At 60.0% G+C, this 21748-nt stretch carries 19 protein-coding genes; 3 read left to right on the top strand and 16 right to left on the bottom strand.

All coding sequences use genetic code 11. From position 1 onward, the window contains the following. Positions 1-177 precede the first annotated feature (177 nt). Both hisC and NKH73_RS24870 read left to right on the top strand, forming a co-directional pair. The gene (gene hisC / locus NKH73_RS24865) at positions 178-1317 is read left to right on the top strand and encodes a histidinol-phosphate transaminase (RefSeq protein WP_352937005.1); all 1140 of its coding nucleotides are present in this window, start codon (positions 178-180) and stop codon (positions 1315-1317) included. 89 nt (positions 1318-1406) lie between these two features. Continuing rightward, a complete protein-coding gene (locus NKH73_RS24870; protein ID WP_352937006.1) occupies positions 1407-2447 on the top strand; it encodes an LLM class flavin-dependent oxidoreductase in 1041 nt (346 codons plus the stop codon). Between the two features lie 600 nt (positions 2448-3047). Here NKH73_RS24870 and NKH73_RS24875 read toward each other — a convergent pair. From NKH73_RS24875 to NKH73_RS24950, 16 genes are all read right to left on the bottom strand, one after another. Next, positions 3048-4940, bottom strand: a complete 1893-nt coding sequence (locus NKH73_RS24875; protein WP_352937007.1) for an ABC transporter ATP-binding protein — start codon at positions 4938-4940, stop codon at positions 3048-3050. Between the two features lie 22 nt (positions 4941-4962). Next, the gene (locus tag NKH73_RS24880) at positions 4963-6807 is read right to left on the bottom strand and encodes an ABC transporter ATP-binding protein (RefSeq protein WP_352937008.1); all 1845 of its coding nucleotides are present in this window, start codon (positions 6805-6807) and stop codon (positions 4963-4965) included. Between the two features lie 72 nt (positions 6808-6879). Beyond that, positions 6880-7785 (bottom strand): SIR2 family NAD-dependent protein deacylase, encoded by a 906-nt coding sequence (locus tag NKH73_RS24885; protein ID WP_031213722.1) that lies wholly within the window; start codon positions 7783-7785, stop codon positions 6880-6882. Between the two features lie 33 nt (positions 7786-7818). Continuing rightward, on the bottom strand, positions 7819-8031 hold the full coding sequence (nifT, locus tag NKH73_RS24890) for a putative nitrogen fixation protein NifT (RefSeq protein WP_352937009.1): 213 nt from the start codon (positions 8029-8031) through the stop codon (positions 7819-7821). After that, entirely contained in the window at positions 8028-8348 is a 321-nt protein-coding gene (locus NKH73_RS24895) for a nitrogen fixation protein NifZ (protein WP_023760366.1), read from the bottom strand. The genes nifT and NKH73_RS24895 overlap by 4 nt, the downstream gene beginning before the upstream one ends. A 96-nt stretch (positions 8349-8444) precedes the next feature. Then, positions 8445-8639, bottom strand: coding sequence for a 4Fe-4S dicluster domain-containing protein (locus NKH73_RS24900; protein ID WP_023672218.1), 195 nt, complete (start codon positions 8637-8639; stop codon positions 8445-8447). 31 nt (positions 8640-8670) lie between these two features. Further along, the gene (gene nifB, locus NKH73_RS24905; RefSeq protein ID WP_352937010.1) at positions 8671-10149 is read right to left on the bottom strand and encodes a nitrogenase cofactor biosynthesis protein NifB; all 1479 of its coding nucleotides are present in this window, start codon (positions 10147-10149) and stop codon (positions 8671-8673) included. 236 nt (positions 10150-10385) lie between these two features. Beyond that, entirely contained in the window at positions 10386-12149 is a 1764-nt protein-coding gene (nifA, locus tag NKH73_RS24910; protein ID WP_502893938.1) for a nif-specific transcriptional activator NifA, read from the bottom strand. A gap of 179 nt (positions 12150-12328) precedes the next feature. Continuing rightward, on the bottom strand, positions 12329-12628 hold the full coding sequence (locus tag NKH73_RS24915; protein ID WP_023678245.1) for a ferredoxin family protein: 300 nt from the start codon (positions 12626-12628) through the stop codon (positions 12329-12331). 11 nt (positions 12629-12639) lie between these two features. Further along, a complete protein-coding gene (locus tag NKH73_RS24920; protein WP_352937011.1) occupies positions 12640-13947 on the bottom strand; it encodes an FAD-binding protein in 1308 nt (435 codons plus the stop codon). A 9-nt stretch (positions 13948-13956) separates the two neighbouring features. After that, positions 13957-15066, bottom strand: coding sequence for an electron transfer flavoprotein subunit alpha/FixB family protein (locus NKH73_RS24925; RefSeq protein WP_352937012.1), 1110 nt, complete (start codon positions 15064-15066; stop codon positions 13957-13959). Positions 15067-15083: 17 nt separating this feature from the next. Beyond that, positions 15084-15935 carry an electron transfer flavoprotein subunit beta/FixA family protein gene (locus NKH73_RS24930; RefSeq protein WP_352441429.1) on the bottom strand — a complete coding sequence of 284 codons (852 nt, stop codon included), beginning with the start codon at positions 15933-15935 and terminating at the stop codon, positions 15084-15086. Between the two features lie 187 nt (positions 15936-16122). Next, complete coding sequence (nifW, locus tag NKH73_RS24935) at positions 16123-16503, bottom strand: nitrogenase stabilizing/protective protein NifW (protein ID WP_352937013.1); 381 nt, start codon at positions 16501-16503, stop codon at positions 16123-16125. Further along, on the bottom strand, positions 16500-17708 hold the full coding sequence (gene nifV / locus NKH73_RS24940; RefSeq protein ID WP_352937014.1) for a homocitrate synthase: 1209 nt from the start codon (positions 17706-17708) through the stop codon (positions 16500-16502). The genes nifW and nifV overlap by 4 nt, the downstream gene beginning before the upstream one ends. Positions 17709-17733: 25 nt before the next feature. Next, complete coding sequence (gene nifS, locus NKH73_RS24945; protein WP_352937015.1) at positions 17734-18900, bottom strand: cysteine desulfurase NifS; 1167 nt, start codon at positions 18898-18900, stop codon at positions 17734-17736. A 431-nt stretch (positions 18901-19331) separates the two neighbouring features. Continuing rightward, on the bottom strand, positions 19332-19652 hold the full coding sequence (locus NKH73_RS24950) for a HesB/IscA family protein (RefSeq protein WP_023766895.1): 321 nt from the start codon (positions 19650-19652) through the stop codon (positions 19332-19334). Positions 19653-20333: 681 nt separating this feature from the next. Here NKH73_RS24950 and NKH73_RS24955 point away from each other — a divergent pair. Further along, a complete protein-coding gene (locus tag NKH73_RS24955) occupies positions 20334-21416 on the top strand; it encodes a hemin-degrading factor (protein ID WP_352937016.1) in 1083 nt (360 codons plus the stop codon). The last annotated feature ends 332 nt before the right edge of the window (positions 21417-21748 follow it).

The following is a 21748-nucleotide window of genomic DNA, read 5'->3' on the forward strand; positions in this document are numbered from 1 at the left end:
GATGCAGATCCGCGTCCGCGTCCACTCGATTCACCGAGGACAGCCTGGCCGAATTCCCGTGTCTGCGTTGCGACCATCGTGTGAGAGGCAACGCTTCCATCGTCAATCCTGTCCGCCATGTTGCTCTCGTTGCGAGCTCATACGGATGCCCCCTGTTGACTGAACCGGAGTTAAAATATGTCCGATGCAAAACTGCAAACTGTGCTTTCGGCTCTTCGGCCAGTGACGCGACAGTTAGATCCTCTGCCGTCCAACGGACCAGCGCCGGACGGAAATTTTGTCAAGCTGAATACGAATGAGAACCCGTTTCCGTTGCCGCCAATCATAATGCAAAGTGCAGTGGCGGCCCTCAAGTGCCAGTATCTATATCCGGATGACGATAACATCAGCTTGAGGGAAGCGGCGTCCAGCACCTATGGCGTTTCCAGGGATCAGGTCATCGCAGGCAACGGGTCGTCTGAACTGCTCGGACTCATCTACAGAGCTTTCCTCGCGCCTGGCGACAAGGTTGCGATGATGTCGCCAGGGTTTTCGTTCAACCGCAAACTTGCCCTGATTCAGGGCGCCGAGTTTCTCGAAATCGGATGTCAAGCTCATTCCCTGCCAATGGACCAATTGCTTTCCGGTCCGGCAAAAGACGCCAAGTTCATTATGTTGGCCAATCCAAACAATCCGACCGGAACATTCCTCCCGATAAGCGATATCGAACGCCTCGTAGCACAATCGGACCGCTTGGTTGTCCTTGATGAAGCCTACGTCGACTTTGCACCCGATCATGGCCTGCGCCTCATCAACCGGTATCCGAACGTTCTGATCTTGAGGTCATTCTCGAAAAGCTATGCCGCCGCCGGCATTCGCGTCGGTTTCGGTTTCGGTCACCCTGAAATTATTGGCAGGCTGCGAAACATCCAGAACGTCTTCAACATGAACGTCATCGGGCATGCCGTCGGTGTCAGCGTGCTTGCGCATCGCGGCGCCTACGCAGAGAACCACAAGCACATCAAGGATGAACGAGAGCGAGTGACAGTCGCGCTGTCGCAACTCGGATTTTCCGTAACGCCCTCCCGCGCAAATTTCTTGCTGGCCCGTGTGCCCGCGGGACAGGACGGCTCATGGTGGCAAGCAGCATTGGAAAGGCAAAAGATACTTGTCGCGTTTTTTCCGGACAAAGGCTTGGAACACTGCATCCGCGTCAGCATCGGCACAAAAGAGCAGATGGATGCATTTCTTGCTGCCGCTGGCGACATTGCTGGAAGCTTAACGGTGCCAAGCTCCAAGGGCAGGGAAGCGTCAGGCTCTGCTTCTTCGTTACGCTGACGCTAATCGGCGATCACACACATCTCTTCCGACTTGCTTGGTCATCCCAGCAAGAGAACAGCCTGCTTTTAAAATCGGGGACTTATCGAGTGACAAACGTCTTTCCTTCAAACCTAGCGTTCGGCATCTTCGATCATCTGGACGAGGATGGCCGCGACATCGGTCAGCAATACGAAGATCGCCTGATATTAGCAGAGGCGTGCGATCAGCTAGGGTTCTATGCCTATCATCTCGCAGAACACCACTGTACTCCCCATGGGAGAGGTCCATCGCCGAATCTGTTCTTATCGAGCGTCGCCCAGCGCACCCGGCGCTTGCGTCTCGGACCCTTGGTGATGCTGCTTGCGCTTTATCATCCGCTGCGTGCGTTCGAAGAGATCTGTATGCTGGACCAGTTGAGCGGTGGCAGGCTCGAACTGGGCATAGGGCGCGGTGCTCTCCCGATCGAATTGGGCTACTTCGGGATTGGTGCGGACGCGGTGCCGGGCCGTTATGCCGAAGCCAGCGAAATCCTCATGGAAATACTTGTTAATCCGATGAAGGTCGGCACGCTGTGCTATCAAGGCCGCCATTTTGATCTCAATGACGTTCCTTTGACGCTAAGACCTCATCAGCGTCCACATCCGCCGACATGGGTCGCTGCCAATCGACCCGAGTCCGCAGCTTGGGCGGCTGCGAATGGAACAAATATCGCGTGTGTAGGACCTTCCTCTTCTGTTCGCAAAACTACTGATGCGTTCCGCGCCTATCGAGAGGACAACGCTGGCGCGGGGGATCAGGCGCAATTTATCGGATTGCTCCGCATGGTCGTGGTTGGGCGTTGTGACACACATGCCTATTCGCTCGCGGCACCTGCTTACGAACGCTGGCTCAAGAGCTTCCAATTCCTTTACGAGCTTAACGCTATCCCCACTCCACCAAACCTGCCGCTGACCTTCGATGCGGCAGTCGAGAGTGAATTGTGCGTGGTAGGATCAGCAGAATCTGTGCGAAAAGCTCTGTTAGGTCAGTTGGAAGAGGCAGGTGCCAACTACCTGCTTTGTCAACTGGCATTTGGAAATCTGCCGCTAGATGCTTCCCTGTACACTGCGACGACCATTCAATCCGAAATCATGGCTCGATTTGGCTGACCATGAAATTCGCAGTCTGAGGTTGAATCGTTGTACAGCGCTCCCTCACATCCACGTGCTCGAGCGTGCACGTGGTGGGGACGGGCAATCGGGAGGGAGGCCAAACTGACGACGAGCCGGCGGCACAGAATACCAGGTTTGTGCGTTGGCTGGCGTCTGGGCCATCTTGTGAACCTGCATGATCCTAAGGAGATGATGGCCGAGCGCGTCACGATGCAGGCACGCGTCTGCTCGTCGCGCTCGCGCTCCCCTTGCCCATAGCCCGCCGCAGAGGTTCTTCTCGCCCGGGGCGGCGTCGGTGCGGCGCCTCCAGCTTCATCAGCGGCCCGGCGGTAGCAAAGCCGCCACTCGCTACGGCGCTGTTGAGGGCGCGCTCGCGAGCGGCTTTGCTACGCCCAGACACCACCGGGAGCGAGCTCGCCCGATGATGGGGGTGCAGCGCGGTCGGGATACGATGCTGGAGGAAATCGTTCGCAGCCGGTCTTCACGAACTGCGAGGAGTGCTTGTCCTTGAATGCTGCCTGCTGGCCGTCTGCGTTGCCTGAGTGGTCCGCCGACACGCCCGAAAGTCAACGCCACTACCACAAGGCCGCCAAAAAGTCAGGTCTGGGAGCCAGCTTGCACGGTGGTCTCGTGTTCGGGGATGTCGTCGAAGGAGGCGTAGTTGAGATAGTAGAGTTTGGAATACAGGCCGCCCATGGCTATTAGCTCATCGTGGTTGCCAGTCGCAACAACTTGGCCATTCTGAAGCACGATGATGCGGTCGGCCCCCCGGATCGTGGCGAGACGGTGGGCGATGACGAGGCCAGTCCGCCCTTCAAGCAGCTTGATCAGAGCCTTCTGAATCTGCAATTCCGTGTAGCTGTCGATGTTGGCGGTAGCTTCGTCGAGCACGAGGATCTTGGCGTCAGCGACGAGGGCGCGGGCGAAACTGATAAGCTGGCGCTGGCCGAGAGATAAGTTGTCGCCGCGTTCGCCAAGTTGGGTCTCATACCCGTCGGCGAGGCTCATGACGAAGTCATGCGCGCCGACCGCCTTCGCCGCCTCGATCACCTTGTCGCGCGTGGCTTCCGTCTTCTGGTATCGAATGTTCTCGAAGACCGTCCCGGTGAACAGGAATGGCTCCTGCAGCACCATGGCGACCTGGCGGCCGAGCGATTCTTGGGTGAGGTCGCGCACATCATGCCCGCCGACCAGCACCTGACCCTGCTGAACATCATAGAAGCGGTGGACCAGGGCCATCGCACTCGATTTGCCAGAACCGCTCGGTCCGACCAGTGCGACCGTCTCGCCGGGGTTGACCCTGAAGGAGACATTTTTCAGAACCGAACGGTTCGGATCGTAGCCGAATGTGACGTCCCTAAACTCAACCGAGCCGTCCATTTCGGGCGAAAGTACCTCCGCATTGGGTTTGTCCTGAACATCGATCTTGACATCGAGCACATCGGTCAGGCGCTTGCCTGAGGCCATGGCGCGCTGCATGATCGAATATTGCAGGGTGAGTGAGCGGATCGGGTCAAAGAAGCGCTGGATGTAAAACAGGTAGGCTACCAACACGCCCACATCTATACGGCTATTCACGACCATCGAGCCGCCGACCACAATAACGGCGGCCAAGGCGAGGCCGGTGAGGCCATCGACGATAGGCACCATGACCAGTGCATATCTGGCAGCGATCAGTTGGGTCCTGAGGTTGGCATGGGCCCGGTCGTCGAAAAGAATGAAATTCACCTGCTGGCGATCCATCGACTGTATGGTCCGCACGCCGTGAATGGCTTCGGCCAGCGCGCCATTGACGACGGAATTGGTTTCGTGTGCAGCCATGAAGGCGTCGCGGGCACGCGGCAGCCAGACAATGCGGACGATCACCAGGATCGGCAGAACCGACAGCGTCAGGAGGCCGAGGCGAAAGTCGAGCCACAGCATTACGAAAACGATGCCGAAGAGAAGCGCAACATCACCTAGGGAATATACCGAGGTTTCCAGGAACTCCTGTATGGAGTTAACGTCGCTTTGCAGGCGCGACATCAGACGTCCGACCTCAGTCTTGTCCATGAACGAGAGCGAAACCTTTTGCAGATGGCCAAACATGGCGCGGCGGATGTCGAACAGGACAGTTTCGGCAATTTTCCCATCCAAGGTTTCCTGCATGTAACCGGCGGCGAAATTGACCAAAATCGCCGAAAGGAACGCGCCGACGGCCGCAAGCTGGGCTGAGCGATCGCTCGCTGCCGGGTTCATGCCCTGGTCGATCGCGTAGCGGATGATCAAGGGGATGAGAAGCTGCGTCCCGGTGAAGATCAACATCGCGACAATCGTGACAACTACCTTTGCCCGATAGGGATGGACGAAGCCCCAGATCCGGCGGAGGATGCTCTTGTCGAAAGCCCGGCCGAACATCTCCTCCTCGATCCGGTGCGAGCCGACGACCGCGCGCGGAGGGCGTCTGCCGTCGTCACGTTCGGCTTCGAGTTCGCCGGGGCCCTGGTCCATCAGCGGGCGCCCCCATACTGGGTCATATGCTATCACCTGGGCGCGTCTGGAGATCGTAAAGGGCCCTGTAGCGTCCCCGCTTCGCCAGAAGCTCTTCATGCGTGCCGCGTTCTACGATTTCGCCGTTATCGACAAAAAGGATCTGATCGGCATGCATAAGCGCACTCAGCCGGTGCGCGATGATGATCGTCACCCGATCCTTGGTGAAGCGCCGCGTCGCCGCGCGAATGCGCTGCTCGGTGCCGGCATCGATCGCGGCCATCGAGTCGTCGAAAACGACGACAGAGGGGCGCAGCATCATGGTGCGAGCAATCGTGAGACGCTGGCGCTGGCCGCCAGAGAGAGAGACGCCGCGTTCGCCGACGACCGTCTCATACCCTGCTGGGAGCCCGAGGATGTAGTCGTGGAGCTGGGCGAATTCGCCAGCGCGTTCAATTCGCTGTCTCTTCGCCCAGGGGTCGCCATAAGCGATGTTGTTCTCAATCGTGGTGGTGAACAGGAACGCATCCTGCTGTACAACGGCAACCGCCTTGCGAAGGCTCCCGGGGGTGACATTGCGTATGTCCTGGCCGTCCAACGTGATGGCGCCACCGGTCACGTCGTAAAAGCGGGGGATCAGATGAGCCATCGTCGATTTGCCGGAACCCTGCGGACCGACGATCGCGATCGTCTCGCCTCTCCGGGCCTCAAAGCTGAGGTTCTTCAGAATGGCGCGGTTTTCGACATTGGGGTACGCAAATGAGACATTGTGGAAGCGCAGAGTGCCGTCGCTTATCTCAAGCGGTCTGGCCTCGAGAGCATCCCTGATCGTGATCTCCTGATCGAGGAGACCGAAAAGCCGCGAACCGCAGCTGGAAGCGCGGGCAAAGGCATTGACCATGAGGCCGATCTGGCGGACTGGCATTTGCAGGATGGTCATGAAGGTCAGGAAGGTCGCCATCGTTCCGACGCTGATCTCGCCAGCGATGAGCTTGTTGCCACCGATCCAAAGCACCAATCCCATTGCGAAAAAGAAGGACAAGGTCATCGCCGACGTGCTGGGTACGTAGATGTCAACGAGATCGTTGGCGAGGGCGAGCGCGGTCTTGGAAGCGCGGTCGAACTTCAGCATCTCATAGGATTGAGCCGCAAAAGCGCGGACCACGCGGATGCCTGCGAGATTTTCCTTCATCACGCGGCTTAGTACCGAAAGGCGCTCATAGAGGTCGAGCCAGGTGGCGCGCAGCCTAAGCTGTGTGGTCGATGAGCGCCAGGCGACAAAAGGCACGAAGCTCAGCGCGACCAGGCCGAGCATGAGATCGATCGAGATCATCATGTAGGCGCCGATCCCGATCAGCATGGTGAGCAGGACCACGCGAACGAGCGCGGTGGAAAAATACATCCGCACGCCTTGGAGATCGAGCATTCCGATGGTGATCAGATCGCCTGAATGGACCCGATCGTGAAAGGAAAAGCTGAGACGCTGGATCTTGTCGTAGTAGGCGAGCCGCAGTTCGTACGCGACATGATGCCCGACGGCTTCGGCAAAATAGTTCTGCGCCATCGTGAAAAGGCCGCGTAGCGCGCTGACGGCGAGCAGCAGGAGAGCCGGGGTCCAGAGCGCTTGTCCTGCCGCGCTCCCGGCGACACCGCCCCCGATGGCTGTCTGGGCCTGGTCGACAGCCCGGCCGAGAAGCTGGGGAATGAGCAACTGGAGGATTGCCGCCATGATCGTCGAGCCCATAGCGAAGGCGACCTGCCAGGGATGCCGAAAATTCATACGCGTTATGCGCAACAGCGTACTCAAATCCCGGCCCCAGCGCGCCGCTTCAACATGGGTCAACGAATTCAGAGCGTTCGTTGCGCTGCCGACAGCATCACTGTTCACGGGTGTATTCCCGACTGCATTTTGCGCCTTCGAGGAAAGCCGAAGGACGCATCATCAAAGGCGACCGCCATTTTAATCCTGTCCACAACCTGCAGCCTTGCCCGTTCCCAGAAGCCGAGCCGCCGCTTGACTAAGTGGCATGTCGATCACCGTGATTCCGCTTGCCGCAAGGAAACGCGCTTCGTTTCTGGTCAGGGTTTCCGCGTCCATTACGGTGCAATAGGGACCGCGGGAGCGTTTCATGATCTGTCTGGCGTAGGTGCGCAGCATCTGATCGTTGAAGCGGCAGCCAACGAAGAAAAATCCACGGGTGATGCGCCGTTCCTTCACCACGTCTGGGATAGGTGTCTGGATATCAATTTCGGTCAGGACTTCGACATAGTCGGAATCTGCGACGAGAAAGTTTTGCGAGGGCCTACTACTCCCGTGAGGTGCATAGAGGACCGTCTTTGCCCCCGATCGGGCGTCGAGCTCCCTCCCGGACAAATCGTAGGTTTTCGTCCAAATGTTGCCGATCTCGTTCGCCCGCGTGACGCCTTGTATCTCAACGACGTCCGTTCGGCCGGTCTCCACGAGAGCCGTGCGCATCGCGCTGTCATACCAGCTGTCGATGATGAGGGAGAGCGGCAGCCTTGCGAGCCAGGCGTGGAGGAGGGTTGGCCTCACCGGCGCTGCGAATATCTCGGTCATCCAAGCTTGAAGCGTCCGGCGATGCCGGCGCTGTTCGATGAACTGCGCAACCGACCACATATTGGTGCGGATCCTGGAAGGGGCGGGCGCCCGTGCATTGAGTGCCGCGGCAACGACCTCCGGAGTATGCGGCACAGGCGGTTCCGCACAGTTGAACCCAAGAAGACCCGGACCGAGATAGGGGATCACCTCATCGGCGGCGAGCGCTGCCTTCGCCAGGTCAAGCAGCTTATCGGCAAAACTGTCCCGCACTATGACAAGGTGGCCCGATGTCAGGATCGTATTCATGCTCGTTTCCTCGCGACGCACTTAGCGGCAGCATCAGTCCTCTTCGGAAACCTTCCTTGCCTCGACAGTGATCGGCAGACGCGTATCCCGTGGAAGATCGGGTAAGAGGAGCCGCCACCCGTTCCTGAGCGTGACCGTTCCGCCCCACAACTCTTCCTTCTCGAGCTTGATGATCGGCTCTTCGAGGTCCTTTTTGGGGACATACGCCGACAAGCCAGCATCGGTCCTGCGGATCATGATTTTCATCTGGCCGTCCCTTCATTGGAATTGCTTTCAGCACTGCAGGACGCCTCGGCTTTGTCGAGGCTCATCAGTTCACGCGCTCGCATGCCGACGACGGTGCCACGGTCGATCCACTCGACCGCATAGATGAAGAACTGCTGGAGAAAGGTGCCGATGTCGCGCACATATCCCTCGTCGCCCTTCCGCACGAGATTTTCCCCGATTTCCCTGCCGGGATAGGTGCCGTCATTCTTTATGTGGCGAGTGGCACGTACCCGCTCTCCCGGCATGAATCGTGGAGGCCTGCGGATTTCGATCTCCTCTTCGCGTCCGAGCGACATGTCCGTTCCCTGATTTCTCTTGCGGCTGCAGATTGTGAACAAGGCGTTCCAGGCGTCCTGCATAGGCAGCCCCAACCATGTCGGCAGCCCATGTGGTCACGCAGGAACGCAGGTCTTCGGCACCGGGCATACCGAGGCACATTGCTGCGCATCGAAGACCCCCTCGCATTCGGTGCACTTCTGTGACTCGATCACGTAGCTCTCGCCTTTGAACTTGATCGCGCCGGAAGGACATTCGAATTCGCAGGCGCCGCATTGGGTGCATTGGGATGCGATGATCTTGAAAGCCATTTTAACTCCTGGTCCGAATGAATGAGACAGCTCAGGCCGTCGCCGCGAGTGCGGGGGCCCCTGACGTGGCGGTGTAAATCGCGCTGATTGCCGTCTCGATATAGTCATGGGCAAAAGCATCGGTCGCTTGGATTCCAGCCTCCGCGAGCTGATCCTGCGGGCAAGTTCCAATCCTGGCGCACAGCACGATATCTATGCCTTGAAGGGCTGCGATGATGCCATCGAGGGCGGCTTCCTTGCCCAAGCCGCCGAGGCAATACTTCTCCACCTTGCGATGCCCGACAAAGCTGATCCCTCTCGGCGAGGCTTCGTAAACCTGGAATTCCTTCGCATGGCCGAAATGTTCGTTGACGCGGCCGCCGCCCTTGGTCGCCACCGCGAAGAGGACGGATTTGCCGGGCTTCGCTGCCTTGACCAATCCGATCGCTTCACTTCTGGCCGCCACGTGATCACGGCGCTCCTGCGCGACCAGCTCCCGATAGGCGTTACGCTTGCTGGCATCGTAGGTGACCTCGCCGGGAATCCGGTCGGCCGTGAATTCCTGGCCACGATCCTCGCCAAGCATGCCGACGGCATCTGCCCGGCACTGCCGGCAGTGGCGCATCAACTGGGCGCCGCCTTCGAGACGATCCTGAAGAGCCTTCAGCTCCATTGCGTTTGGGCCGCGCTGCCCACTCAGTCCGTAGTGCGTGCCGTGCGCCGGGTCCGAAATCAGCGGCATGAGGTTGTGCAGGAACGCGCCTCGCTCCTTGACCCATCTATTCACCTCGATCAGATGCTCATCGTTCACGCCAGGAATCATCACCGAATTGATTTTGGTGAGGATGCCGCGCGCGGTCAGCATCTCCAGGCCCAACATCTGCCGCTCGTGCAGGATCCGGGCGGCTTCGATGCCGACGTAGCGGCGATGGTCGTGAAAGATCCAAGGATAGATCTTTGCACCGACCTCAGGGTCGACCATGTTGATGGTGATCGTCACGTGATCGACATTCATGTCGGCAAGCTCATCGACACGGTCCGGCAGCGCGAGCCCATTCGTGGAGATGCAAAACTTGATGTCTGGGATTTCCCTGGCGACCCGCGCGAAGGTTGCCTTCGTCTTCTTCCAGTCGTAACAGGCATCGCCCGGTCCGGCGATGCCGAGCACGGAAAGCTGCGGCACCTCGTTGGCGACCGCGATCACCTTGCGTAGCGCCTGGTCGGGCGTCAGCTTTTCCGAGGCCACCCCAGGCCGGCTTTCGTTGGCGCAATCATATTTGCGATTGCAGTAGTTGCACTGGATATTGCAGCCCGGCGCGACCGCGACGTGCATGCGCGCGAAATAGTGATGCGCCTCTTCTGAAAAGCAGGGGTGATCCTTGGTCTTCTCCCAGACAGCCGGATCCATGTCGTCCGGCTTTGTCGACGAGCCGCAGGACGAAGACGCGCAGCCACCGGGTTTCATGGTGCCACGCAACTGGTCACCGAATGTCGTGCTGAGGCTCTCAAGCGAAATTGCCGGTGCAGACATGAACGGCTCCGTTGCTGCGTGATGTCGCAGTTCAAAGCGCAAGAGCTATGCCAGCTCAAAGAGCTGTTTCGGTTCACGAATAGGCTTGTCGTGTCAGATTTCTTCGGATTGCTCCGACACACCTTTGTCGGGCTTACGACAGTGGACACGCAAATAGGGTCGCGAGGCTACCAGCCTTGGGCGCGCAAAGTGTGAAAGAGACTACTCCGGGCTTAGGTTTGACGTCGTCACGACGTCTAGAATTTCTTCACCACGATACCATGCCGGCGCAGGGCGTAGCCGACTTGCCGCGGCGTGAGGCCGAGGATACGAGCCGCCCTGGCCTGAACCCAACCGGCCTTGTCCATCGCGTCGATCACCCGGTCGCGTTCCGCCAGACGCGGGGGACAAGTGGGATCGTTCGGATCGCCGGCCGTAAAGGGAGATATCTCGGCTGCGGAGGCACCGATGCAACTGGCCGGCAGCCGCAATCCGACCGGCACTGCGTTGGCCCGTGCGAGATCGTCGATGGCATTGCCGCCATTCGATCGGTCGGCTCGCTTCCAGAGGAGCCAGGAAAGGCACTGGCCCTTCTTACAGGCGAAATCGGATGGAGTGATCGTCCTTGAGCGCGCAAGTGTGGCCGTCCTTTGGACGCAGTTCTCCAGCTCGCGGACGTTACCAGGGAAGTAACATTGCGAGATCAGGTCAAGCGCCGGCGCCGCGAAGGCTAGTGCGCGATCGTTCTCCTTGTTGAACCGGTTGAGGAAGGCGTTCGCAAGGCGTGGAATATCGCCGGTTCGCTCTCTGAGCGGAGGCAGGATAATTGGCACGACATTGATGCGGTAATAAAGGTCGGCCCTGAACTCCCCTTTTATGACGGCCGTCTCGAGGTCCTTGTTGGTGGCGCATATGAGGCGCACGTCGACCTGTAGCGTTTTGGTGCCGCCGACTCGCTCCAACTCGCCTTCCTGCAAGACACGCAACAGCTTGGCTTGAAAGGCCGGCGAAATCTCGCCGATTTCATCAAGTAGCAGCGTTCCCTCATTTGCCAATTCAAAACGACCGGCGCGCTGGGAGATAGCACCCGTGAAAGCGCCCTTTTCATGCCCAAACAGTTCTGACTCCAGAACGCTTTCAGACAGTGCGGCGCAGTTCAATTTGACGAAAGACTTCTTCCTCCGACGTGAGAGCTTATGGATGGCCTGCGCAAAGAATTCCTTGCCGGTGCCGCTTTCACCCCGCAGAAGCACGGTGGAATTGGTCCCTGCTACGACCGAGACGGTTTCGAGCACCTGCTTGAGTGCGGGGCTTTCCCCGATGATCCCGTCGATTTTGGCATCCGCATGCCGGGCAGGGTCGTAGGTCCTCCCCTCGTTGGGCGATTTCTCCGGTCCCGATTGCTCATGGCCACACCGCTGACGATCTGTACTCAGGGCGCGATGGAGGCGGATGGTCCGGCCGACAAGGTTGGCGACCATCGTCAGGAAATAAATGTCCTCGTCGTCGCGAAAGTCGGTGGCGCCGTCTCCGGCGCGGTCGATCGACAATGTCCCAACGATATCATGATGAGCCTTTAGCGGGATACCGATAAAGGCAATTGGGATGGTTCCGATGCTCGAAGACGTTTGAAGGTCAGCCCGAAATAGTTGGGACTTGCGCACGTCCGGTATGAAGAGCGGCGTCCCCGTAGCGACGATTTGATCTGTTACGGCCTGTGGTATGACGCGGCGAGTGCCTGATTGACGTACGTGGGTATTGCCGGCAGTCGCGGCAATCTCCAGCTCTCCTTCAGCGTCCAGGACGACGATTGCTCCGTGACGCATCTGCAGAAATGAAGGCAGGACGTTCACGACATTGGCGAGCGTAATCTCCAGCTCGCTGGGGGCGGTCAGCACCTTCGATATCTCGTAGAGTCCTCTGAGCGCGATATCTGATTGGGGCATGCTTTTGATGGGCGGTTCAGGGCGGGTCTCCCGAGGTCCAACCTCGTCGACCCGATCTTGCGGTCCGTGGGTCATGGAAACACCTCAGGGGTTGTCGTCCAGAGTGCTCCTCCTTTTTTATCTGAATTCTGAAAGCACAGTATTCACGAGCTTCTCTTCGTGAAAGCGACGATCGAAGCAAAGAAAATAGACTTGGCGTTGGGCGAGACCTAAACTGTATCAAAATCAACCCTCTTAATACGTGCGTGCGTCGGTCATCCGAATTTGAAGAGGACTCCGAAACCGCCGCGTGGATAGTTCCACTCGATCTCGCCACTGGTCTCACACAAAATCCGGCAGGTGCCGCACTCCATGCAGCCGTCAGCAGTGATCTCCACTTGACCTTTGTCGTTCAACTCATAACATTTCGCCGGGCAGACGTGGGTAAGCGCGAGCAAGTTCGCGCTTGGCCTCTCGTGCGGTCGCACTTTGATATGCGGGCGGCCGGAATCCACCAAGTAGCGGTTCTGGTAAAGCTTGTCCTCGACACGTGACTTTGTCACTGCGATCGTCATTTCGTCTCCCTTCAGCGCCACGCCAATGCAAGGCGGACCGCGTCGCTGACCAGCCCCCAACGCGAGCGCGCCTTGATGAAGGCCGCCGTGGTCGCCTTTTCCTTCTCGATCTTCGGCGTGCCGTCGACACGCATGAAGTTCTGCGCGGCTTGCGACATCAACCGCGGATAAGTTGTGAAGTAATTGCACGAATTGGTGTGGAGCAAGGCCGGCATATCTTTGTATTTCCTCAGGTCCTTGACCACGAAGGACTTGTCCAGCATGGCTTTGTAAAGGGCGAGATTCCGTTTGTTCATCGGACCGTTGCGGCTCTTGACCTCGACAATTGCCTCAGCCGCAATGCGGCCGGAGGTCATGGCGAGGTTCGAACCTTCGCGGTGAATGGCGTTGTTCAGTTGCGCGGCATCGCCGACCACGACCCAACCATCGCCAAAGAGCTGCGGAATAGCCTTGTAGCCACCTTCGGGAATGAGGTGTGCGGAATATTCTTTCACTTCCGAGCCGGCGATCAGCGGCCGGATCGAAGGATGGCTCTTTAAGGCATCAAGGAGAACGTAGGGGCTCTCGACCATCGCGGCAAAATCGGAGACGAGGCAGCCAATGCCCAGTGAGATCGACTCCTTGTTGGTGTAGAGGAAGCCGAGCCCGGCCATGCTGCGGGAGGTCGTGCCCACCGCCTCGATCACGCAGCCTTCATCGCCCTTGACGCCGAACCGCTGCTCAATGACCTCTTCGGGCAAGAAATGCATTTCCTTAACGGCGAGCGCCACGGTTTGCGGCTTCGGCATCTCGCGCAGGCCGGCTCGAGTGCCTAGCAGTCCGCAGACACCTTCTGCGAGAACGACCACGTCCGCGTAGATGGCTCCGCCCGCCCGGTCTGTGCGCACGCCGATCACCCTGTCCTTGGCATCACGGATGAGCTCCGTCACGGTCGTCTCGCACAGAAGCGTCGCGCCGGCCTCGCGCACCTTACGCGAAAACCATTTATCGAACTGGGCACGGATGATCGTGTATCGGTTGGGCTTGGCCTCATTGAAGTCGTCCGACCGATAGTGAATCCCGGTATGGGATGTGTCGTCCATCACCCAAAGCCGCTGTTCAACCAAATGCCGCTCGAGAGGCGCATCATCCCGGAAATCCGGGATGATCTTCTCCAGCATGTCCGCGTACATGATGGCACCCTGGACATTCTTGGAGCCCGGATATTCACCCCGCTCCAACTGCAGCACCTTCAGGCCATGGCTGGCCATGGTGTAAGCAGCTGCGTTTCCGGACATGCCTGCCCCAACAACAATGGCGTCGAAGTTTTCCTCGATCATGTCCATCCCTTAGCTCGCAAGCTTATCGCGACTGTGGGGCGACAGCCGCCGGGTAAAGGCTTCCGTCAGTGCGGGCAGGAAGCGGATCGCGTCGGTGACGATTCCGAGGTGAGCGAAATCGAAAATCGGCGCGTTCGGGTCGGTGTTGATGGCCACGATGAGATCCGCCCCCTCGACGCCAACCCGATGCTGGACGGCGCCGGAAATCCCGGCCGCTATGTAAAGCTTCGGCCGGATGGTCTTGCCAGTCTGGCCGATCTGCCGATCAGCTGGCATCCAGCTCTTCTGGACCAACGGGCGCGAACAGCCGTGCTCGGCGCCGATTGCTCGCGCGAGGTTCTTCACAAGCTGCAGGTTCTCCGCCGCGCCAAGACCAAGGCCTCCCGCAACCACGACGTCGGCATAGGCAAGGTTTGCCTTCGCCGACTGATTGTCCGGCAGGAAGCCGAGGACTTTGGTAGCGATCTCGTCCTCGGCAAGCGAGAGCTTGTGCCGGATGACACGCCCGACCGGTTTATCCGTCCGCTGCGGCATGGGCATGACCCTCGGTCGCACTGTCGCCATCTGCGGGCGGAAATTGAGCGTATAGATCGTGCACAACAAGGAACCGCCGAAAGTCGGGCGCGTGGCGGCGAGCGAACTGTCGGTATCCACATCGAGTTCGGTGCAGTCGGCCGTGAGCCCCGTCTGCAAGGTCGTCGCCACGGAGCCGGCAAGATCCCTGCCGAGTGTGGTGGCACCGAGAAGAAGGATTTCGGGTTTGTGGGTATCGACCAGATCCGTCATCGCCCTGGTGAAAGGCTCGTTCCGATAGTCGGCGAGCAGGGGCGCCTCGGCGATGTAGACAAGGTCAGCACCATAAGCGAATGCTTCGGCAACGGCGTTCCCGACGGCCTCTCCCGGCGGTCCGAGCACGACGCCTGCAAGCTGGACCTCAAGCTTGTCTGCTAATTTGCGGCCTTCGCCGAGCAGTTCGAATGATACGGGATGGACCTGGCCGCGTTCGAGCTCGATGAAGACCCAGACGTGCCGGTAGTCCTTGAAATGGGCGGGCAGCTCCTTCTTTATGCCGGCGCGGCCGGCGGCAGGGCGAGGGGTTTCTCGGTTCGCGGTCGACATCGTTTTGCTCCTTGCCGTCACGCGCCGCCGTTGAAGGCGAGCTCATGTTCCAGCGCCGGCTGGCGGGTGAAGATTGCGGTGATGAGTTCGTCAGCGACATCGCGCAAGGCCTTCTCGGCGGTGTCGATTAGTGCCGCCTTGTCAGCTCGAGCAGGAGGGGCGAAAACACGCTTGACGACCGTCGGTGAGCCGCGCAGGCCGCATTTGGTGAGATCCTCAATGCCGGCGTCGGCCGCGCTCCATTTCAAGACCTGGCTGCGCGCGGCGCACAAGGCGTCGTGGATCGAGCCCCGGCGGATCTCGTTTGTGCCTTCTAGCATGGTGATGAGACAAGGCAGCCTGCTCTTCAGCATCTGTGTGCCGCCTTCGGAGCGGCGCTCGACCTTGATCTCGCCTGCAGCAAGGTCAATAGAGGGGATCTTCGCGACATAGGTCAGTTGCAGGAGTCCGAGGCGCTTGGCGATGCCGGGCCCGACCTGGGCGGTGTCGCCATCGATCGTCTGCTTGCCGGTGAAGACGAGGTCTGGCGTGCCGAACGTCTCGCCGACCTTCGCGATTGCCTGGGAAAGGGCGAACGAGGTCGCCAGCGTGTCGGAGCCGGCAAAATAGCGGTCGGTCAAGAGCACCGCTCGGTCGGCGCCGTAGCCGAGCGCCTTGCGCAGCGCGTCCTCTGCCATGGGCGGACCCATGGTGAGCACAGTGACTTCGCCGCCATAGGCATCGCGCAGTCTGAGCGCTTCTTCGAGGGCGAACAGGTCGTAAGGGTTGATGATGGTCGGAACACCCTGGCGCATGATTGTGTTCGTCACCGGATGGACCCTTATCTGTGCCGAGTCCGGCACCTGCTTGATGCAGATTACGATGTGCATTGGCGGTTTCTCTAGGCTCCTGTCCGGGTGCGGGCATTGCGGTTATCTCCTTGATCCGCATAATTCGTGCCAAGTCTCTTGCGCTGCCCCCTTCCTACAACTTCGGCTGGTTGCTTCTGACGGCGCTGAGGTGCTGACCGGATTTGTCGGCTGCTCGACATTGTCGCGTCGCAACCCTTGTCGCCGCTCATTCCCGTCCGAACCGCTTCAGTACCGAGTCGAACGGGACAAAGGTGTGACCCGGCGCGGCAGGTTTGTTCGGATCGTGGTCTTTGAGCACCTTGAAGAGCCGATGCGTGAGCGGCGAGGAAATCGCAAAGTCCTCGTAAGCGCGTTCGAGCGTCGCGCGCACCCTCGCGGCAATCACCTGGTCGGGCAGACCGGAGAAATCTTCTTCGGCAAGGTATTGGCCCACGCGCTTCATTATATGGAGCCGCGAGACATTCAGCACCTTGGGGTCATAGGAGACGCCAAGGACTGAGAAGAACTCCTCCGCGGCCGACAGGCGCTTCAGTCGTGCGAGGATGTCTGTGACATCGATGGGGCGGCTGTCAGCGGAACAATTCATTGCATTCTCCCTGGTCGCAAAACTGTGGCCTTTGCGCGCGCGCGCACGGCTGACCTGGACCCGCACAGCTCGAAGATGGACGCCTCGCTGCACATTTTATCGTAGAGCTCGACCAGTTGAGTTGCAGTGAGCGTCGATTTGGTCTCGGCCGCCTCGCGCCGGACGCGGGCCACCATCGCGGCTGCCAGATCCGGGTCGAGATCGCGACCGCTTTCGCTCAGCACATGGGCAATCGCAGTGGCGCCGGAATGCTTGCCGATGACGATCCGCCGGCAGCGGCCCACGAGAGCCGGATCAAGCCCCTGATAAGTACGCGAGTCCTTCAGCAGCCCTGCGACGTGAATGCCGGATTCGTGGGTGAAAACATCGGCGCCGACGACCGGCTTAGTGGCCGCGGTCTGCCGGCGGGCGGCCCAAGCCACCTGGGCGGCGAGGCTGGGCAATGCGGTCAGCTCGATGCCGGTATCTGCGCCGCCGAAGACCGCCATCGCGGCGGCCACCTCTTCCAGCGCGGCATTGCCCGCACGCTCGCCGAGCCCCAGGACGGTGACGGAGGCATGGCGCGCGCCTGCGCGGATCGCGGCTAGCGTGTTGGCGCCAGCAAGTCCGAGATCGTTGTGCGCATGAACTTCAAGGTCGATTGGAGACTGCGCCACGAGCTGGGCGACAAGTTCGAAGGTTGAAAACGGGTCGAGAACACCGACTGTGTCGGCCAGCCTCACGCGGCTTGCGCCGGCGCGTGCGGCCGTCTCGATGACGCGGGCGAGATGATCCCGATTGGCCCGCGAGGCATCCTCGCACCCCACCGCGACGAAGAAGCCGGCGGCGGCGGCGCGCCTGACCATATCATCGATGACCTGGAGCGCTCCCGCCTTGTCGAGGCCGAGCTTGGCGGCAAGTTGGATGTCCGACGCAGGCAGCGACAAATTGACCGCTTGGACCCCGCTCTCGATCGCTGCATCGAGATCCAACGACGTCATCCGGCACCAGGCCATGAGCCGAACCGGAAGACGCCGCGCGACCACGGCGCGAATTGTTTCGATCTCGTCGACCCCCATGACCGGCGTGCCGATCTCGATCTCTGTCACGCCGGCCGCCGCAAGAGACTCAGCGATCTCCAGCTTTTCCGCCGTGGTAAAGGCGACGCCCGGCGCCTGCTCGCCATCGCGCAAGGTCGTATCGTTGAGGGAGACATGACGGGCCATGACCGGTAGCCTGTTCTTCTGCCGCTCACGCATAGACCGGATTACCCGGCCCAGAACCGAAAAAGCTGCGCAGCTTCCCCACGATTGCCGGCATGACCTCGAGCACCCGGTCGATATCCTCTTCGCTGTTGTCCCGCGCCAAGGAGAAGCGGACTGCCGCGTGCGGCGCTTTCATCGCGCTTAGGACATGGCTTGGTTCCTGAGAGCCGGAGGTGCAGGCCGAGCCAGAGGAACACGCGATGCCAATGCGGCTGAGGAGAAGTGGAATTCCATCACTGTCGACATGTTCGAAGGAGATGTTTGCGGTGTTGGGCAACCGTTGCAGGGGATCACCAGTGACACAGGTGCCTGGGATGCGCTGGAGGATCCCGCCCTCCAGACGATCGCGGAGCGACTTTACCCGTGTGGTCTCGTCGTCCATGAATTTCAAGGCGAGTTCGGCCGCCGTGCCGAGCCCGGCTATGCCGGGCGTATTCTCGGTGCCAGCACGCCGGTTGTGTTCTTGGTGACCCCCCTTGATCAGCGAATGGAAGTTGACGCCACGTTTTACGAAAAGCGCACCGATCCCTTTCGGCCCGTGCAGCTTGTGGCCGGAGAGCGACAGCATGTCGATTGAGGTCGACCTCAGGTCCATCGGAAGCTTGCCGACCGCCTGTACAGCATCGGTATGGAATAGGGCGCCCACTTCCTTGGCCAACTCGGCAAGCCTGGCCACGGGGAAGATCACACCAGTCTCGTTGTTCGCCCACATTATGGAAACGATTGCCACCTGTGGGGTTAGGGCGGCCATATAGGCGTCGAGGTCGAGCCGGCCACGGCAATCCACCGGGATCCTGTGCACCTTGACGCGGCGGGTCTTCTCAAGATGCGCGCAAAGCGTCAGCACGGCGGGATGCTCGACCGCGGACGTAACGATCTCGGTTCGGTTGGGCGCCGCCTCGAGCGCTGAAAGAAGCGCTGCATTGTCGCTTTCTGTCCCACCCGAGGTGAAGGTGATCTCATCGTCGAACTCCGCGCCGATCAGCGCTTGCAACTGCCTCCGCGCCTTTCTCACCGCCGCACTGACTGAGGCGCCAAGAGCGTGCGCCGACGAAGGGTTGGCGAATTGATCCCTAAAGAGCGGCAACATCGCTTGCAGGACCGCAGGATCGACCCGTGTGGTTGCGTTGTTGTCGAGGTAGACAGGCTTCATAGGTGCGATCCTCAGTTGACCAGAATGACGCGGCGCGGACCGACTCGTTGAGCCTCTGGCGCATGCCGTTGATGATAATGGGCCTGAACTGGCAGCCCGCGCAGACGCCCGGAGTGTTTGACGCAGACCCGATCTCCGTCGAGATGGACATGTTCGCAGTGGCCGCCGTCAGCCGTAAGGACGCCCGAACGCGATAACGTTATCGATGAGCCGAATTTGGCACAGCAGCGCGATCTGTCCGCAAGCAGCTCGGGTGACACCAGGACCCGAGCTGTTTCGGGAGGCGGCGTTCTTTGCACCCTACCGGAAGCGAATGGCGGTCCCGAGATCCGTTTTCCTTGGTCTTTAGGACGGGGACATCTGTCGTGCCGGCCATATAAGTCTCCTCTGCCGCAAAATGAGTCCGACGGCCGCATAGGCGCTTCGGGCGTTTAACTGAAGGACTTGCCGCAGCCGCACTTCTCGCGCGCATTGGGGTTATCGAAGACAAAGCCGGAAGATTCGAGCCCGGTGAGGAAGTCAACGGTCATGCCGGCGACATGTGGTTGGGAACCCGCGTCCACGAACAGCTTGATCCCATTTGTGCCAGTGATCGCGTCGCCCTCGCGCGACACGCTCTCCAGGCCCATTAAGTATTTGAAGCCGGCGCAGCCGCCGGCCTCGACCATGATGCGAAAACCTTCCGCCGGCTCGCTGGCGCGGGAAAGAGCAGTCTTGAAGGCAGCAACAGCGTTGTCGGTGAGCGTAATCATGGCTCCATTCTCCTCAGTCCGGGACCTGCTTGCGCATCACGTCGCATGCACCGTGCCAAAGCGAAAAAAACGTTTCAACACAGCGCGGCATCTCTGACACTGCCGTGCTTCTTGTGAGTGCATTGCTGCGAAGCTGTCGGCCAACCGACACGTACTGTTGGGTTTGTCGGGTCTGCCACGAGGGATGTTGGGCCTGAGTTCTTGGTTGAACTCACATCACCAAATACAGAACTTCTTCTGAGCTTGCTTCGGCGTACTTGGCACGGTTTTTGAGGCTCCGTTTGGCGAGGCGGCAAGAGCATGCCGATCCACAATCATGCCGTGGGTGCCCTCGCGATGGATGGGGCGAAGCAAGGGAGCAACATGTCAGGACCGGGTCAGATACGCCTCGCTTGGCAAAGCAGCGCCGCCCGTGGCATCCGAATGCCCGCTTGGCCGATTGCGACAACACCCACACTCGCTCACCACCGCCCCGTAGCCGCCGACCGGCTCAACGGGATGCCATCGGCATGTGCCTGCTCGCCGGTTTTCGCACGGGTGCGACGCCGTGCGCACGCTGTCCAGACATCTTGTTCATGGGCCAGCAGCAGATCAGGATCGAGCATTTCGGCGCGCCTTATCGGCTGAAGATTCCCGGGCAGGGCAGATGATCCTCACACGTCGGTAGAAACAGGGGTAAGCATGGACCAACGCGAGAAACCGTCGCCGGACGAAATCCGGCGGGCGTGCAAAGACAATCCGAAGATCCGGGAGCATGATCTCGCCGCTCGATTGGGCATTTCGGAAGTCGAGTTGGTCGCGGCGCATTGTGGTCATGGCGCGGTGCGCATCGAGCCGCGCGTTGATGATCTGCTGACCGGCCTCGAAGCGGTCGGCGAGGTGATGGCAGTCACCAGCAACGATAGTGCCGTGCACCAAAAGATCGGCGTGTACGGCAAAGTGGTCACCGGCAACCAGCATGCCATATTGCTCGGCGACGGGATCGACCTGCGCATCTTCCCGAAAGCGTGGGCGTATGGCTTCGCCGTCGAGAAGCGCGAGGGAGCCGAGATCCGCCGCAGCCTGCAATTCTTTGATGCCACCGGCGAGGCGATGCACAAAGCTCATCTCAGGCCCGCCTCGAACCTGCAGGCCTATCAGGATCTGACGGCAGAGCTTGTATCCTCCGATCAGGAGCCGATCATATTGCTCGAGGCGAGCGGGGCGCGCGATAACACGGTGAGTCCAGACCACGCCGCCACGGTCGACGACCTACGCGAGCACTGGGGCCGGCTAAGCGACGTGCATCAGTTCTACCATATGTTGAAGACACTGAAGCTCAGCCGCTGCCAGGCTATGCGTACGGCCGACGAGGATAACGCCTGGCTGCTCGACAATGATGCCGTTGGCGCCCTGTTCCAACAGGCGGCCGAAGACGAGATGCCGATCATGTGCTTTGTCGGCAATCGTGGTTGCATCCAGATCCATTCCGGCCCGATCAAGTCGGTCAAGCAGATCGGGCCGCGGATCAATGTGCTCGACGAGACCTTCCATCTGCATCTTAGGACCCATCGCATCCGCGAGGTCTGGGCCGTGCGCAAGCCGACGAGGGACGGTCACGTCACGTCCATTGAAGCCTATGGCGCGGACGGCAAGATGATCATCCAGTTCTTCGGCAGGCGCAAGGAAGGCGAACGCGAGGGCAGCGACTGGCGGTTTCTGGCCGAGAGTCTGCCATGTGTTCCCGGTCCGGATGTGGAGAGTGCCGACACGCCCTCGGATTGAACCGGCCGCCATAGGACTCGGCAGCACGTTCCGACAGCGGCTCGCGAGGAATTTAGCTCCATGTGCGGAAAGGCTTGCCTCCATAAGCGCATACGGACGGTTGGGTGTGCACGCCGGAACAGACCGCATCGATAGTCAAGCTCGTCGCGGCCGGACTGCTGCGCACGAGTGCATCGCCGTCTGACCGAAAATCCTTGCAGCGCCTGCGAGCGATAAAACGCATACGCCATCAGCGCCGAACCGAAGCGCGGCTCGACCTTGTTGATATTTCCGATCAAACGCCGTCGGGTCTTGTCGGATCGCACCCGATCCTTGCGCTGGATCGCATCGTT

Origin of the sequence: Mesorhizobium sp. M0938 (assembly GCF_040319125.1) — a bacterium.
In the GTDB taxonomy this organism is placed as follows: domain Bacteria; phylum Pseudomonadota; class Alphaproteobacteria; order Rhizobiales; family Rhizobiaceae; genus Mesorhizobium; species Mesorhizobium robiniae.